Below are 15,019 nucleotides of genomic sequence, written 5' to 3'. Positions count from 1 at the left end.
GGCTGCACACCTACAATCACCACCGCGGACACACCGCACTCGCAGGCAAACCACCCGCCAGCCGTGTCCCCAACCTCACCGGGCAATACACCTAGTCCCCGCCCAGCAGGTCGCATGACCGCCCGCCTTGTCAGGATTTCTGGCGTTGCGGCTTTGCGTCGTCGACTACCAGGTTTCCTGTTGTGTGCCCGGCTGCCATGTACTGGAGGCGATTCCGAGGTCCTTTCGCATCTCGTCCCTGGCCGCGGTCAGCCGACCCCACAACTCACCTCTGAGTATGTCCAGCTCTTGCAGAGCGGCCTCTCGATCCGAGGTACCCCTTCGCAGCCCCTGGACAAGGCCGTACATCTGTCGAAGGGACCCGTTGACCGCTCCCAGGGCAACGAGTACCTCGTCAGACACACTCATCTGTGCTTCCGCGTGCTGCGCAACATGGGCCGCCCAGACGCTGTCCATTTCAGTAGTGGTCTCCGGCTCGAACCGCCCGGCATCGCGGAATTCGACGATGCACGACACCATCGCGTCTCTGGCACTGCGAGCAGCGGCGTTGAACCTGGCGTAAGACGCTCGTCGCCCCTCAAGGAGCTGGGTGTCCCAAGCGTGCTTCCGATCCTCCAGCCGATCCCCCTCCGTCGGCTTTCCTGCCGTACCCGCAACCCTCATTTGTCGGCCCAGGCAACCCCCCGTCTGACGCTGCCCGGGCCGGTCTGGTAGTTAGTTGATGTGGGTGGCGATGGTTCGTGCGCAGGCCAGGGATTCGGTGTGTGTCGTGTTCACCTCGAGGTCGTAGAGGACGCCCTGGTGGACTGCATCCGCCTGCGCTGCGGCCATGCCCTGGATGCGGTCTCCTCGTGCGATCTCACGGCCGGCGGCGACCGTGCTCTCGCACCTGACGCCGACCCACAGCACGGCCAGTCCGCCCAGAGCCTTTTGCCACCGTTGCTGGGATGCTGCTCCGCCGAGGAAGACTTCGTCGATGATGATCCTGGCGCCTGCGCGGGCCATCGCCACGACGCCTTCCATCCAGGCTGCCTCCAGTGCCCGGAAGTCCGGCCCGACGCTCACGCCGCCATCTGCCGCGAACACGATGCCCTCGTCCGACGCCTGCATCCTCGCGGGCATAGCGTCGACGAACGAGTCGCAGCCGAATGCCAGCCATGGATCCGGCAGTACGGCTTGCAGGCACCGTACGATGCCTGACTTTCCCGAGCTGGAACCACCGTTGAGAATGATCACCTGAGTCGTCACCGCGCCACGGTATGGCGTCTCCTACGCGGCACGCAGTGAATATCGGCCACGTGCTGATCCGCTGCCGCAGTCCGGAGTCGTTCTGTTCTGGCGCCTGCCACGCACGGGGGCGCCGTGCGTGACCAGGGCGGCAAGCAGTGCGGGGAGAAGGGGTCAGATGGGGCGGACCTGCTGCGCCTGGGGGCCCTTGGGGCCTTGGCCGGTGGTGAACTCCACCCGCTGGTTCTCCTCGAGCGACCGGAACCCGGACGCATCGATCTCGGAGAAATGCACGAACACGTCCGGAGTACCGTCATCCGGCGAAATGAACCCGAAGCCCTTCTCCGCGTTGAACCACTTCACAGTTCCCTGAGCCATGACACGCCTTCCCGATCCGCCCCGGCCCGCGAATTCCGCGGCCGGCAGCAAACCGATACTCCCCCGCGCCGCGCAGGCGAAAACAGCACCCGGGAGTGAACGGGACGAGGGCGAGTACGACCGACCACTGCCCCTGGGGTCACCTGCGTTTCGAGTACCGCTTCCCTCAGGAGGTGGCCGTTGTTTCGGCTGCGAGTGCAGCCATGTCGCGTGTCTTCACCCTCGATCACTCGACGGCCCATGGTGGGTGGGAAGGGTGCCTGCATGTACTTTTCCCACATCTGGGAGAGCAGGGCCAGGTTCGGTTCGGTCATGTTCGAGATCATGCCTCGGCGGCCGGAGGGATCGATTCTCGGCCTCTGCCTAGGTCTTGGGTGTCCATCGGGTGTCGGATGGGGTGTGGCGTTCCAGGGCGTGGCGGAGCTTCTGCTTGATGGTTTCGGGTGGGGGTGCCTGGGTCTCTTCCTGTGTGTGGACGAGGCGGGCCGTGCTCACGCGTATGTGGCACTCGCGGTGACGTTGCTTCAGGTGGACGAGCCAGGTGCCGTCCGGGGTGAGGAAGGCCCGGCGGGCAGGGCTGTCCCCTGGAGTCGCGTAGTTCGCCAGGAAGGACGGCATGTAGGTCAGGGCCGCGTCCTCTGCCACGGCCAGGGCCTGGTCCTCCGGGCCGGCCACGGGGTGGCTGGCGGACAGGGTCCAGCGGTGCAGTTTCAGGACGACGCCGTCAGCACTGCGAGTCGTTCGGGTGTCCTCCTCGATGAGGACGTACCACTGGGCGGTAGTCATGGCCGGAGCCTAGACCGGTGGACCGAGGACCTGGATTCTGTGCCGGTCGCCGGGTGGGTCTCCATGAGGGCGGGGTTCGGAAGACCTTTCAGCGTCGCGGGGGGGGCGTGACTTCGAGGTTGACTCGTTTTGGAGGCGGGATAGAGATTGGGGTGAGGCGTTGCGTCCGGTCGCGTACGTCTGTCACTACGCGTGTGTTGTTGGTGTGGGCATGCATCCGCTGTCGGCCTTCCTCTGGGATTCGCAGGGCAACGGCGGTCAGAGTTGGGAGCCGCCGGAGGCATCGAGGCGTTGGCCGGTGATCCACCGGGAGTCCGGGGACGCGAGGAAGGCCACGATGCCGGCGATGTCGGCGGGCTCGCCGATGCGTTCGAAGACGGACAGACGGGCCAGGTCTTCGGCTGCCTCGGGGGTGGTGCGGAGTTTGGCGTTCATGTCGGTCGCAACGAAGCCCGGAGAGACGGTGTTGACCGTGATGCCGCGGGGTCCGAGCTCCTTGGCGAGGGTGAGGGTGAGGGTGTCCATCGCGCCCTTGCTCATGGAGTACACGACGGACTTCGGGTAGGCGATGCGAGTGGCGGCGGAGGAGATGTTGACGATCCGCCCGCCTTCCCGCATGCGGGTGAGGCCTTCCTGAATGATGAAGAGGAGTGCCTTGACGTTGACCGAGAAGATCTTGTCGATCAGTTCCGGGGTGACTTCGTGGATCCTCGCCGAGCCGCTGACGGCAGCGTTGTTGACAAGGATGTCAAGCCCGGGCTCGATGCCGAGGCGGGCCAGTTCCGAGTCCAGGGTGGCGTAGAGGGCCTGGGCGTCGCCGGGGACGCCGAGCGGGGCGCGGAGGGGGAAGGCGTTGCCTCCGGCAGCGCGTATGGAGGTCACGACGTCGTCGGCCGCGGCGCTGTTCTGTCCGTAGTGGACCACCACGAGCGCGCCGTCGGAAGCCAGGCGTTCGGCGATACCGCGGCCGATGCCGCGACTGGCACCGGTGACCAGCGCGGTTCGGCCCGCGAGCCGGCCGGCCGCGGTTTTCGCCTGGGTCTGCGGCTTCGGGGAGTCGGGCCGGGGTGTGGGGGAGTACGTCAAGGTATGCGCCGTTCTGGACCTGAGCCTGGTGGGCTCGTGGTCGATTGCATGACTGGTTGTCGACCAAGCCTACGGATCTACCGCAGTAAAATCCCGGACGTCCGGTTTTTCGAGATGATCGGTGGACTGATGACCGAGCCGAGCCTGCTGCGGGGAGCACCGCTCCGAGTAGTGATCACCGGCGCCACCGGCTTCATCGGTACGGCGGTGATGTCCGAACTCGCCCGGGTAAGGGACGAGGAGCCGGACTCCGCCTCGCTGCACCTGCGGGTGGTGGGCCGGGTGACCTCGGAAGCGGCCGGGTCTGCCGACGAGTGGGTCCGGGCCGACCTGTCCGATCCCGGGTCCTTGCCCGAATGCTGTGCGGGAGCCGATGTGCTGCTCCATCTGGCTTCGGTGATCGGCTCCGACGAGCGTCAGTGTGCCGCGGTCAACATCGAGGGGACCGCGGCGTTGATGGCGCAGGCGCGCAGGGCGGGTGTCGGGCGGATCGTCCACCTGTCCACCGCGGCCGTCTACGGCCGGGGACCTCATCGGGGGATTCCGGTGGACGGTGTCGCTCCGGCGCCCGTCTCGGTCACCAGCCGGACGCGTCTGGCGGGGGAAGGGCCTGCGTTGGCCGCGGGGGCGGTGGTGCTTCGGCCCAGTCTGGTGATCGGCGCCGGCGATCGGTGGGTCGTGCCCGGGCTGGCTCGGCTGATGGAGGCCACCGGCGCCATGTGGGGAGGTGGGCGCGCTCTGCTGTCGCTGGTTGCGGTCGGTGACCTCGCTCGGCTCATCGTGCGTCTCGCGCTCGGCCAGGGCCCGGACGGGGGGAGCGTCTGGCACGCCAGTCATCCGGAGCCCGTGCGTACGGGCGCTCTGGTGCGGGCGCTCACCGGGCGGGGGGTTCTGTCGCCGGTGGACCGGGACCTCTCCGAGGCGGAGTGCCTGGAGCGGCTGGTGGCCTCGGGTAGCCGGATGAGCCCGCGCCAGTTCTGGATGCTCGCGCAGGACCACTGGTACGACAGCGCGGGGATCTGGGAGGCGGCCGGCTGCCCGCCCGGGCCCGGGCCGTTGGCCTGCCTGGACGGGGCGGCGGTTTGGTATCGGGAGTACCTGGGGCGGCCGGGCTCTGGGTGAGTGGGCCGTCGTCTGGTGGGGTTCGGTCCCTGTTGGGTTTTCGGGGTTCTCTGGCGATTGGTGGCTTCCCGGGTGTTCGGTCCCTGGGTGTTCAGTCCCTGGGTGGGTTTTTTGGGGGTGGGGCCCTCCCTCGGGGCTCCCTCCCTGACAAGGGGCTGAAGGGCGGTTCGGACCCTTCGGTCCCTGTGCCTTCAGTCACTGCATAAACCTGCAGGTCAGCGGGGTGCGCTCAGGGACTGAGGGACTGAAGGGACTCAACTTCGTAGTTATGAGCCACATATACACATGCGGTCTTCTTATATGCGCGCGCATACACGCACACACATGAGGACTGGAAGTAGTCATTCTGAGTCCCTTCAGTCCCTGAGTCTTGGCTTGTACGTCTCTGACCTGCATGTTTGTCCAGGGACTGAACGTGGAGGGACTGAACGAGGGTCTGGGGCTTCAGTACCTGGGGATGGAACCGTTCTATATCGGTCATTTTGGGCTTGAGGGGGGGTGGTGCGGCGTCTTCGTGGGGGGTGCGACACGCCCGGGAGTGCAGTGGGGTGGAAGAGAGAACGTGGGGGGACGTACCGGCGTAGAACCTCAGGGACCGAGGGACTGAAGGGACTCAAGTCTCGATACAGCGGACATCGAGCCCGACCGGCCGGTACCTCTGCGGTAATCTCCGAGATAGTGAATCTTCAGTCCCTCTGGTCCCTGAGGTGCAGGGTCCGGGACGGGAGGAATCGTCCCTAACCGCGCGTCAAGGAAGAGCCAGTGCCCGTCTATTCCGAGCATCCGTCACGAGATGTGACTGGCGGGACGGCACTGGACGTGGCGGTCTGGATGGCCTCGCAGGGGTATCCGGTCCACCCGCTGGCCCCAGGGACCAAGACGCCGGCCCCGAACTGTGCCGACTGCCGGGGGAGCCGCCATGCCCCGCAGGACTGCTTGTGCCCCTCGCAGGGCCGCTGGTGCCACGGTTTCCACGCCGCCACCACGGACCTCCGTACGGTGCGCCAGTGGTGGCAGGCCGAGCCCGGTTTCGGGATCGGGGTGTCGTGCGGGCCTGCCGGGCTCGTGGTCATCGACGTCGACGCGCACACGGAGACCCTGCCCGACCGGCAGCGGCTGCTGCCCGGCATCCCCATCGACGACCGCGTCGACCTGACCGGACTGCAGAGCGGATTCGACACCTTGGCGCTCCTGGCCGCGTACCGTTCCCGGCCCAACCCCTGCGAGGACACCTCGACCCTGCGGGTGCGCACCCCGTCCGGAGGGATGCACGTCTGGTACCGGGCGCCGCGCGGCGGCCCGGGGTTCCGGTGTTCCAGCGGCTCGAGTTCCAAGGTGGCGCTCGCCTGGCAGGTCGATGTCCGTGCCGTCGGCGGCTACATCGTCGCGCCCACGACGCGCACGGCCGCCGGTGTCTACGAGCCGCTGCCGGGGGCCCGGCTGCCCGCCGCCCTGCCGCTCTGGCTCGCCGCCGAACTCTCCCGTACCGGCCACACGGTGGAAACGGCCGCTGTGGCCCCCGTAGCGGCCTCAGAGGGGCCTGTGAGGGCTTCTGCGGGGCCCCCGCGAGGTCGTGGCCCCCGGCAGGCCGGGCGGCGCGTGCTCGGGTCCCTGCTGGACGAGGTGCGGGCCTGCGGGGCCAGTCCTGAGGGCACCGCGTTCAGCGAGAAGCTCAACAGGGCCGCCTTCACGGCCGGGGGGCTGGTCGCCGGGGGCCATCTCACCGCCGGGGAGTGCCGGCAGCTGCTCCTGGAAGCCGCCGACCACGCACGACCCCACCAGCCGCGCCGGAACGTCCTCATCGTCGAGGCAGGGCTCCGCGCCGGAAGCGACCGACCGATCCACCCCAAGGAACGCCCATGAGCAGCGCCGGAAGCACGGGGTTCAACGCCCAGGCCGCGGCCGAACAGCTCGCCGCGTTCACCACGGAGGCCGCCGCGCCCACGGGCCGGCGGCTGCCCGCGCAGCCGAAGCAGGGCGGAGCACAGGCGGCCGGGGGCGGCAGCGACTTCATCTCGTCGGGCCTGCTGCAGAACCTCACCGACCGCGGCAACGCCAAGCTGTTCGCCCACCTCCACCACAACCGGTTCCGGCATGTGGAGGGACTGGGCTGGTACGTGTGGGACGAGTACAGGTGGAAGCGCACGGGCGGGGAGAAGGCCGCGATCTGGGCGGCCGGCGACATGGCGGAGGACCTGCCCGTCCACGACGCGCGTGGTTTCTTCACCGACCGGGAGCTGGCGCACCACCGCAAGCGGGCCATGTCCACGTCGGGGGTGAAGGCCATGCTCACCCAGGCGAAGGCGTCGCCCGAGCTCGCGCTGGACCCGGACACCCTGGACGGCGACAAGTACGCCCTGTGCACCCCGGCCGGTGTCGTGGACCTGCGTACGGGCGATCTGCACAAGCCCGACCCGACCCGGGACCTGCACTCGCGCGCCACGCACCTGGCGCCGGAGGCCATGCCGACGCCCCGGTTCCACCTGTTCCTCAAGCAGACCTTCGGCGACGACGACAAGGGCAAGGAGATGATCAACTTTCTTCATCTCCTGCTCGGCTACTCCATCACCGGTGACGTCGGCGGCCAGGTCCTGCCCTTCCTCTACGGGGTCGGCGCCAACGGCAAGTCGGCCCTGCTGGACGTGGTGATCAAGATCCTCGGCGACTACGCGGACGTGGCCCCGCCGGGCTTCCTGATGGAGCGCGGCAAGTTCAACGAGCACTCCACCGAGTTGACCGAACTCCACGGCCGGCGGCTGTTCGTCTGCAGCGAGCTCAAGCCGCACGACAAGTTCGACGAGGCCCGCGTCAAGCTCCTGACGGGTGGTGACCGGCTCAAGGCGCGGCGCATGCGGCAGGACTTCTTCAGCTTCGAGCCGACGCACAAGCTGTGGCTGCTGGGCAACCACCGTCCCGAGGTCGGCACCGGCGGTCACGCGTTCTGGCGGCGGATCAGGCTGATCCCCTTCGAGAAGGTCGTCCCCGACCACCGCAAGATCGACAACCTGGCGGAGGCGCTCGTCCAGGAGGAGGGGCCGGGCATCCTCCACTGGATGATCCAGGGGGCCAAGGCCTATCTCGCGGGCAAACCGGCGCTGACCGGGCCGAGTGTGGTGCGTACGGCCACCCAGGCGTACGCCACCACCGAGGACCACATCGGGCGGTTTCTCGGCGAATGCTGCACGACCGGGGCGGATCTGCCCGATCCTCGAGACCTCAAGGTCGAGCAGGGAGCCCTCTACCGCGCCTACAGTGCCTGGTGTCTTGACGGTGAGGGGCTGCGTCCTGCGACCACGCGCGCGTTCGCCACGCGCATCCGCGCCGAGGTCGGCGTCGCCTCGCCCAATGAGATGCTCCGTTCGAACGGGCAGAAGTTCTATCCCGGCCTGGCCCTCCTCGCCGACGAAGAGCCGACGCCGCGCGAGGCGAACAGGGCAAGCACGACCTGACTGGCCGACGTGTGCCCCCGCCCCGGGGCGGGCACGCCTACGATGGACAAGGACGATGAACAGACCCACCAGTCGGCTGTGGCCCGCAGGGCCCTGTCGCATACCGGAATCGGCGCCGTTCGCGGCGTGGAGGAACCAGGGGCCCGGAAGGGCCGACGTGAACGAGGAAGGACCCAGGCCATGAGCTCGCTACTGACAGCAAGCGATCTCGCCCACGAGGACAAAGTGGTGTGGCTGGAGGACCCCGAAGAGCTCGACTACGTGCGCCAGGCCCTGGACAAGACTCCCCGCCGCAGGGGGAAGCCGCGCTACCACCGTGACGGGCGCATGATCGGCTTCACCGAGCTCGGTGACACCGCCGAGGCGGACCCGGACAGCGGTCTGCAGAAGCGGCGCGTCTTCTACCTCCTGCCGCACGACCGGGACGCCGAGCCGCACGGCCTGTACCGGGAGGGCGCGCCGGGCGAGGCCGTCGACCCGCGGACGATCGAGCCCCGGCAGGTCGGCAGGAAGACGGAGCGCTCGCAGCGCGGGCTGTCCACGCCGACTGTTGCCTGAATTCGGTCCCTTCGGTCCCTCTGGTCCCTTGGGTCCCTGCCGGGCGGGTTTCGGGCCCTGCCGGGGATCCGCGGTTTCCGTCGGGGCGGGGTGGCCGGGAGTGTTCGAAGGCAATGGCGAATTTCGGTCCCTTGAGTCCCTTCGGTCTCTTCGTGTGCGGGTCCCGTGTCGTGTGCCCGCCGGCCGCCCCGCGTCGTGTCAGAAGGCGAAGTCGACGTAGTCGATGTCCGTGAACTCGACCAGGAGGCTCGTCGCGCGGGCGCCGTTGTCCTTGAAGTAGATCTCCTGGAGGGCCTCGGCCGCGATCTCGCGCAGCCGGGCCTCGGCGGCGCCGGACTCCTGGGCGGCGAAGAGGCGGGCCGCGTACTCCGGGGGCAGGTGCTGGGTGATGCGGCGCATGCGGCCGTCGTCGGTGGTGCCGGGGGCCGCGGTGAAGCCGAAGCGGGCGCGGGTTTCGATGACCAGGCCGGTGGCCGTCGCGGCCCGGTCGCGGGCGCGCTTGCGGACCAGGGGCTGCCAGCGCCTGCGCACCTCGGTCTCCAGGCGGGTGGCGAGTTCGGGCTTGGGCTGCCTGATCTGGTTCTTGACGTAGCGCTCGACCGTGCGTTGGGAGATGCCGAGGGCGGTGGCGACGGCCCGGGTGGTCTTGAGCTGTTTCAGCAGGAAGCGCATCTGGGCGCCCGCCGACTTGGGGATCGGGCGGGTGAAGTGCAGTGTGTCGGCCTTGGTGAGGCTGTCGGAGATCTCTGACATGGATTACTCGCCGTCTGCCGCTGCGTCGTGGCCCTTGATGTGGCGGGCGGGGTTGAGGTGTTCGTCGAGCATCTGGACGGCCCAGAGCAGGCTCTGGGTTCCCTCGTGCTTGACCATGCCGGGGCTGACGCCGATGCGGAAGCCGCCGGGGAGGGGCTTGCCCTCGGGGGTGCGGGGGAGGAAGTCGAGGGGGCTCGGGCCGTCCGAGAGGTAGACGGCGCAGTCCGAGAGGACCGCGACGGGGTGCAGGCCCGCGGTGGTGGCGAGCTTGTTCATCTTGCGGTGCATGTTGACGCGGGCCGTGGCGATGACCGCGGCGCGGATGTCGGGGCGCCAGGTGGGGCGTTCGAGGGCGGGCCAGCGTTCGCCGGGGCGGTAGCCGGCGCCCTGGGGGCGTTCGCGGAGCTTGCCGATGCCGCCCTTGACGGTGGACTTGATCGCCGAGAGGACCGCTGCGGGGACGGGGCCTTCGTGCTCCGAGCGGGCCGCCATCGCCTCGAGGAACGCCTCCTCGGTGAGGGCCGGGGTGATGCCGAGGTCCGCCATCGTGGCCATGTAGGCGTCGCGGAGCCGGGTGTACCAGGCGTCGAGGTAGGGGCCGTGGTCGAGGCGGAGCCAGGCCTCGGTGGGGTGGACCTCGTGGCCGAGCTCCTGGGCGTAGGCGAGGGTCGGGGTGGCGTACCAGGCGGGGCCGGCCGGGGGCTTGCCGTGGGGGGTGAAGGGGCTCGGCAGCCGGGGGTCGAGGGAGAGGGAGGAGAGGTCGGCCAGCCAGCAGCCGGGGGTCTTCGGGTCGAAGCGGGGGCTCGTACGGTGCGTTGCGGGGCCCAGGCCCACGGTGAGGCGGTTCGCGGCCGCGGCGAAGGCCATGTTCACGTCGATGCCGACGGCGTGGGTGCGGGCGCATTCGGCGTCGGTGAGGAGCTCCGGGTCGCGGATCCAGTCGTACGCCTCCTCGTCGAGGACCTGGTCCGGGGTGCGCTGGTGGGAGCGGGGGTAGAGGGCGGCGACCACCGGGTGCTCGTCGGGGGCCTCCGGGGGAGCGGGGTCGACGGGCTGGGTGAGGGAGCCGGCGACGGGGGCGGACTCCCAGGTGTTGGTCACGGGGTTGCGGGCGGCGCGGGTCGGGGGGCGCAGGGCCGTCATGAGCTCGAGGCCGGTGACGGCGGTGGAGCCGCGGGGCGTGAGGACGCGGGTGGCGTAGGTGGTGAGGAGCGCGGCGAGGTCGGGGGCTGGGAGGTCGGCGGTGTCCTCGCCCCAGGCGCGCGGGTCGAGGGCGCCCCAGGGGAGGACGGCGAGCTGGACGCACTGGCGGCCGGTGGTGGGGGTGGCCGGCCGGTAGATGCGGGCCCAGGGGCCGAAGCCGCGGCGGGTGAGCTGCCACTTGTTCTTGGTGAGCTGCTTGATGACGGGGTGGTTGTCGGGGAGGTGGAGGCCGCGGCGGTCCTCGAGGGTGAGTGGCAGGCCGAGCTGCTCCACGGCGGCGGGGGTGAGGACGAGGAGGGGGTCGCCGTCCCTGCCGTTGCGGTGGAGGCGGGGGGAGCGGAGGTTCGCGGTGGGGCCGAGGGCCCAGGTGATGAGGGCGGGGAGGTCCTTGGTGGGGTGGTCGAGGATGAGGCCGCCGGTGGTGTGGGCTTGGCCGGTGCCGTCCAGGACGGCTAGGGGGGTGGGGCTGCCGGGGGTGGGGGCGGGGGCTTGGGTCCGGGCGGGGGCCGGGGCGGGGGCGGGGGCCGGTGTCGGGGCCTGCGGCGCTGTTCCCCTACCCGCCCCTTCCCGAAACTGGGGCTCCGCCCCAGACCCCGCGGGGGTGGGGGTGGCTGCGACTGCGTCGGCGGTGGGGGCTGGGGGCTGCGCCCCGGCGCCGGTGGGGGGGAGGGGGTGCGGGGGTGCGGGGGGTGCTTCGGCGTTAACGGCGTTAACGCCGTTAATGGGGGCCGCGGGTGTGGGGGCGTTAACGGCGTTAATGGTGGGGGTCGGCTCCGGGGGAGTCTCGGCGTTAACGGCGTTAATGGGGTGGAGGGTGGAGAGGCCCTCCAGGAGGCGGGCGTAGGCCGCGCGTTTGGGGGGGCGGGGGGAGGTGCGGCCCGTTTCCCAGGAGGTGACCGTTTCGCGGCGGACGAGTAGGGCCTTGGCGATCTGGTCCTGGCTCAGGCCCGCTGCCTCGCGGAGGCGCTTGCGTTCGTCCGGGTCCGGGAGCGGGTCCTGGGCGGCTTCCTCGAGCAGCGCGTCGACCGCTGCGAAGAGGCTCTCTTGTTCGTTCGGCATGGGTACCTCCGAGCGCAGCCTATGCGAATCGCACCGCTGAACGCACATGAAACACACGTGGGGGCGTTAACGGCGTTAATGCCGTCAGCGCCCCCGGCGTGGGTGGTGCCCTTCAGATGCGGCTCATGAGGAGTTCCGTGACGGCCTTGAGGTCGTCCGGGGTGAGGTGGGCCGTGAGGGCGTCCGCGATCGTTTCCGGGGAGATCGTGGAGATGGTGATGCGGGGGGTGGGGGTGGAGGGGGTGGGTGCAGTGGGTGGAGCGGGGGTGGAGGGGGTGGGGGAGGGGGGAGGGTTAACGGCGTTAACGGCGTTAACGGGGTGGGGGGTGCGTTGGCGGGGGGGATTGACCGTGTGGAGGGTCTCTTCCGCGGCGGCTTCCTGGGCCTCCTGGGGGAGGCGGCCGATGCGGCGGGCCGGTTCGACCTTGAGCTCGCCCGTCTCGACCTTCTCCTGAAGGGTCGGGGTGAGGTTGAGGAGGGTCAGGCGCTGGGAGACCCAGGCGGCCGTTTTGCCGAGGCGCTTGGCGACCTGGGCCTGGGAGCCGTGGACGTCGACGAGTTCCTGGAGGGCGCGGGCCTGGTCCATCGGGGCCACGTCCACCCGGTGGACGTTGGCGATCAGGGCCGATTCGAGGATGTCGGCCGCTGATGCGGACAGGGCGTCGTTCACGTGGATGTGCAGGGTCTTGAGGCCGGCCAGCTGGGCTGCCGCCAGGCGGCGGTTGCCGTCGATCACGACGTACGGGGCGCGGCCCAGGCCGTCGGTGGCGCCCGGGTGGGCCTCCATGAAGGCCATGCGGGTGGCGACGGCGAGGGGCTGGAGCTGGCCGCGGGCGATCAGGGACTGGGCCAGCTCGTCGATCTCCGTGAGGTCTTCGCGGAGGTTGAAGGGGTTGTGGGCGAGGGCCTCGATGGGGACCTCGGACGGGGGGACCACACCGGAGGTGGGTGCGCCGGTGGCCTCCGCAATCGCCGCGCGGCGGGAGCTGACGCCGACCGGCTGGGCTCGGGCGAAGGATGCCGAGACTCCGAGTTTGTCGGCCTTGCTGCTCATGAGATCTCCCGGGCGAGGGCGCGCAGGGCGACCGCTTGGTCGCCCTTGGGGGCGTAGACGAAGAGGGGCTGCTTCACGCGGACGGCTTCGCGCTGTTCCTTGAGGTCGGGCACGATGGCGACGACCCGCGGATCCTTTATGTCCATCCAGGCCTGGAGGGACGAGGTCGCGATGTAGCCGCGGCGGCCGTCGTAGAGGTTGACGACGAGGCCGAGGTAGTCGATGTCGAGGCTGAGGTCGTCGCGCAGGTCGTTGATCTGGGAGGTGAGGAGGTCGTAGGCGTCGGCCGAGGAGTCCTCCGCCTGTACGACGATCAGCGCGCCGGAGGCGCCCGGCTGTTCGGTGTCGCGGCGGCGCCCGTAGTAGATGGCGGCGTCCATGCTGAGGCCGAGGCTCGGGGGGCAGTCGACGAGGATGACGTCGTAGTCGGACTCGACGGGGGCCAGGGCGCGTTCGAGGGCGGCTTCGCGGGCGCGGACGGTGGAGAGGCGGACGTCGAGGAGGAAGGCGTCCGTGCAGGCGGGCAGGATGTGCAGCCGGTCGCCGAACCGCTCGTCCGTGATGGGGACGATCAGGTCGGACAGGGGGCCCTTGGCCTCGCCGGCCATGTGGCAGGTGAGGCTGTCGCCGCCGATCGGGAGGGGCTGCTGGCCGAGCTGCTTGGTGAGGTGGCCCTGCGGGTCGAAGTCGATGAGCAGGACGCGCATGCCCAGGCCCGGGAGGTCTTCCAGGTCCAGGGGGTTGGCGACCGGGGCCGGGTCGGGGTGCTGTTCCTCGTCCGCCGCGAGCCGGGCGAGCTGGCGGGCGATGCGCACCGGGTGGAGGCTGGCGGGGTCCTCGGCGAGGGCCTCGGCCGTGCCGGCGGTGATGGCGGTCTTGCCGACTCCGCCCTTCTGGTTGCACACGATGATGCGGCGTACGACGGAGGGCCGCTTGACGGTCGGGGCCGGGTTCAGCTCCAGCCAGAGGCTGACGGCCTGGGCGAGTCCCTGGATGAGGGAGACGCCGCGGTGCCTGGAGTCGGTGCGGAAGGACTCCCACTGGCCGGCGGGGAGCCAGGTGGAGAACGATTCGGCGCCGGAGGTGTCGACGGGGGAGGGGGCCGAGGCGAGGGCGCTCCAGTGGCTGATCCCCTGGTGGACGGCATCCTGGATGTCCACCCGCAGTTGGGCGGTGCGGATTTTCAACTCCTGGCGCAGCCACGGGGGAAGTTTGGAGACGACCTTCTCTCGGTCGCTCTGAGACGAGGGTGAAGTCATGGGAGGGACTTTACTAACGTTCAGGGGTGCGTGTGGGCGCCACGCTTGGGTTTTGCTAACGAACTAGCGCGCTTTTGACTCCGAATGCGCGACAGGGCGGCCTCGCACACGCCGTAGCGAGCACCCCCGTGGTTCACCACGGCGTATGCGAGGCCGCCCTGGAAACGCCGTCAGGCGGGCAGAGCGAGTTCGGCCCGGCACTCGGGCGAGCCCGCCGGGTCGAACTGGGAGATCCTGTCTGCAGGGACGATCCCGGGCAGCACCAGGTTCCACAGGTCGACGACCCGGGCGTGGAGGTCGTCACGGCCGGTGCGGACGTGCGAGGTGACCTGGATGCCGGTGAACGCGCCGACCAGGAAGGTGGAGACGTCCTTCACGTTGAGCGACGGCAGGACGTCGCCGCGTTCCTGGGCCGGTGTCAGACAGCTGATGCAGGTGTCGATCCAGGTGTTGTACGGGGTGGGGTCGGGGCGGGTGAACGAGCCGAACTCGACGACCAGCCGGATGCCGGCCCGGATGCGGACGTTGGTGCGCAGCCCGAAGGCCATCTGGTGGGTCAGGTCGATGGCCGTCTGGAGCCCGGGGTCCTCGATGGCGGGGACGTCCTGGGAGACCTGGAACTGCTCGTCCATCAGGGTGCGGGCGAGGGCTTCCTTGGACTGGAAGTGGAAGTACAGGGCGCCCTTGGTGACCCCGGCGTGCCGGACCACGTCGCTGAGGCTGGTGCCGTCGAAGCCGGCGCGGTCGAAGGCGATGGCCGCGCCGTGCAGGATCGCCTGCCGGGTGATTTCCGCCCGTTCCTGCCTGGCCCGTGCCACGTGTGCGTCTCCTGATGGGGTGGTGCGGGATCGGCTCCCGCGGGATCAATGTAGTCAGGTCGCGGCTAAAAAAACCAGTCGACAGGTACTTTTTAGCGCGCTGGGGGGCGTGGGGGCGTTAACGGCGTTAACGGTCCCGGCTCGGAGGGGGAGGGCGTTAACGGCGTTAACGGCAATGCCGTTGACATAGGGGTGATTTGGCGGTTCAACGGATAGCAGGGGGTGGTGTCCGATGGCTGCTCGGGTGGTGGATCGGATCGGGTTGGG

The 15,019-nt window shown here is 69.6% G+C and carries 13 protein-coding genes; 4 read left to right on the top strand and 9 right to left on the bottom strand.

What is annotated here, in order from left to right:
- Nucleotides 1-714: 714 nt before the first annotated feature.
- The 4 genes from cpt to ACFWP3_RS39785 form a co-directional block, all read right to left on the bottom strand.
- The gene (gene cpt, locus ACFWP3_RS39800) at nt 715-1,248 is read right to left on the bottom strand and encodes a chloramphenicol phosphotransferase CPT (protein WP_384231401.1); all 534 of its coding nucleotides are present in this window, start codon (nt 1,246-1,248) and stop codon (nt 715-717) included.
- Nucleotides 1,249-1,401: 153 nt separating this feature from the next.
- Nucleotides 1,402-1,605 (bottom strand): cold-shock protein, encoded by a 204-nt coding sequence (locus tag ACFWP3_RS39795; protein ID WP_030832902.1) that lies wholly within the window; start codon nt 1,603-1,605, stop codon nt 1,402-1,404.
- 363 nt (nt 1,606-1,968) lie between these two features.
- Complete coding sequence (locus tag ACFWP3_RS39790; protein WP_384231399.1) at nt 1,969-2,391, bottom strand: hypothetical protein; 423 nt, start codon at nt 2,389-2,391, stop codon at nt 1,969-1,971.
- A 258-nt stretch (nt 2,392-2,649) separates the two neighbouring features.
- Nucleotides 2,650-3,387: an SDR family oxidoreductase gene (locus tag ACFWP3_RS39785; RefSeq protein ID WP_384231406.1), complete on the bottom strand. Its 738-nt coding sequence runs from the start codon at nt 3,385-3,387 to the stop codon at nt 2,650-2,652.
- 126 nt (nt 3,388-3,513) lie between these two features.
- On the opposite strand from ACFWP3_RS39785, the gene ACFWP3_RS39780 reads away from it, so the two are divergent.
- From ACFWP3_RS39780 to ACFWP3_RS39765, 4 genes are all read left to right on the top strand, one after another.
- A complete protein-coding gene (locus ACFWP3_RS39780; protein WP_384231396.1) occupies nt 3,514-4,599 on the top strand; it encodes an NAD-dependent epimerase/dehydratase family protein in 1,086 nt (361 codons plus the stop codon).
- Between the two features lie 819 nt (nt 4,600-5,418).
- The gene (locus ACFWP3_RS39775) at nt 5,419-6,462 is read left to right on the top strand and encodes a bifunctional DNA primase/polymerase (protein WP_384231403.1); all 1,044 of its coding nucleotides are present in this window, start codon (nt 5,419-5,421) and stop codon (nt 6,460-6,462) included.
- The gene (locus ACFWP3_RS39770; RefSeq protein ID WP_384231394.1) at nt 6,459-8,048 is read left to right on the top strand and encodes a phage/plasmid primase, P4 family; all 1,590 of its coding nucleotides are present in this window, start codon (nt 6,459-6,461) and stop codon (nt 8,046-8,048) included. The genes ACFWP3_RS39775 and ACFWP3_RS39770 overlap by 4 nt, the downstream gene beginning before the upstream one ends.
- 180 nt (nt 8,049-8,228) lie before the next feature.
- Nucleotides 8,229-8,606 carry a DUF6009 family protein gene (locus ACFWP3_RS39765; RefSeq protein ID WP_257559655.1) on the top strand — a complete coding sequence of 126 codons (378 nt, stop codon included), beginning with the start codon at nt 8,229-8,231 and terminating at the stop codon, nt 8,604-8,606.
- 198 nt (nt 8,607-8,804) lie between these two features.
- On the opposite strand, the gene tpg is transcribed toward ACFWP3_RS39765, so the two are convergent.
- The 5 genes from tpg to ACFWP3_RS39740 all read right to left on the bottom strand — a co-directional run bounded on the left by tpg (nt 8,805) and on the right by ACFWP3_RS39740 (nt 14,752).
- Nucleotides 8,805-9,359, bottom strand: coding sequence for a telomere-protecting terminal protein Tpg (tpg, locus tag ACFWP3_RS39760; protein ID WP_384231392.1), 555 nt, complete (start codon nt 9,357-9,359; stop codon nt 8,805-8,807).
- A gap of 3 nt (nt 9,360-9,362) precedes the next feature.
- The gene (tap, locus tag ACFWP3_RS39755; protein WP_384231389.1) at nt 9,363-11,621 is read right to left on the bottom strand and encodes a telomere-associated protein Tap; all 2,259 of its coding nucleotides are present in this window, start codon (nt 11,619-11,621) and stop codon (nt 9,363-9,365) included.
- Nucleotides 11,622-11,733: 112 nt separating this feature from the next.
- The gene (locus ACFWP3_RS39750; RefSeq protein ID WP_384231387.1) at nt 11,734-12,675 is read right to left on the bottom strand and encodes a ParB/RepB/Spo0J family partition protein; all 942 of its coding nucleotides are present in this window, start codon (nt 12,673-12,675) and stop codon (nt 11,734-11,736) included.
- Nucleotides 12,672-13,934, bottom strand: a complete 1,263-nt coding sequence (locus ACFWP3_RS39745) for a ParA family protein (protein WP_384231385.1) — start codon at nt 13,932-13,934, stop codon at nt 12,672-12,674. Before ACFWP3_RS39745 ends, ACFWP3_RS39750 begins: the two co-directional genes overlap by 4 nt.
- Nucleotides 13,935-14,104: 170 nt before the next feature.
- Complete coding sequence (locus ACFWP3_RS39740) at nt 14,105-14,752, bottom strand: ScbR family autoregulator-binding transcription factor (RefSeq protein ID WP_384231383.1); 648 nt, start codon at nt 14,750-14,752, stop codon at nt 14,105-14,107.
- Nucleotides 14,753-15,019: the final 267 nt, after the last annotated feature.

Source organism: Streptomyces sp. NPDC058525 (genome assembly GCF_042719495.1).
Taxonomy (GTDB): domain Bacteria; phylum Actinomycetota; class Actinomycetes; order Streptomycetales; family Streptomycetaceae; genus Streptomyces.
The sequence above is the reverse complement of the archived record's forward strand: the minus strand, read 5'-3'. Positions and strand labels throughout refer to the sequence as shown.

What these genes read in the sequence shown, in the direction of transcription:
- ACFWP3_RS39795 (WP_030832902.1), bottom strand. Translation starts at nt 1,605, where the DNA reads ATGGCTCAGGGAACTGTGAAGTGGTTCAACGCGGAGAAGGGCTTCGGG.
- ACFWP3_RS39790 (WP_384231399.1), bottom strand. Translation starts at nt 2,391, where the DNA reads ATGACTACCGCCCAGTGGTACGTCCTCATCGAGGAGGACACCCGAACG.
- ACFWP3_RS39770 (WP_384231394.1), top strand. Translation starts at nt 6,459, where the DNA reads ATGAGCAGCGCCGGAAGCACGGGGTTCAACGCCCAGGCCGCGGCCGAA.
- ACFWP3_RS39765 (WP_257559655.1), top strand. Translation starts at nt 8,229, where the DNA reads ATGAGCTCGCTACTGACAGCAAGCGATCTCGCCCACGAGGACAAAGTG.
- tpg (WP_384231392.1), bottom strand. Translation starts at nt 9,359, where the DNA reads ATGTCAGAGATCTCCGACAGCCTCACCAAGGCCGACACACTGCACTTC.
- tap (WP_384231389.1), bottom strand. Translation starts at nt 11,621, where the DNA reads ATGCCGAACGAACAAGAGAGCCTCTTCGCAGCGGTCGACGCGCTGCTC.
- ACFWP3_RS39750 (WP_384231387.1), bottom strand. Translation starts at nt 12,675, where the DNA reads ATGAGCAGCAAGGCCGACAAACTCGGAGTCTCGGCATCCTTCGCCCGA.
- ACFWP3_RS39745 (WP_384231385.1), bottom strand. Translation starts at nt 13,934, where the DNA reads ATGACTTCACCCTCGTCTCAGAGCGACCGAGAGAAGGTCGTCTCCAAA.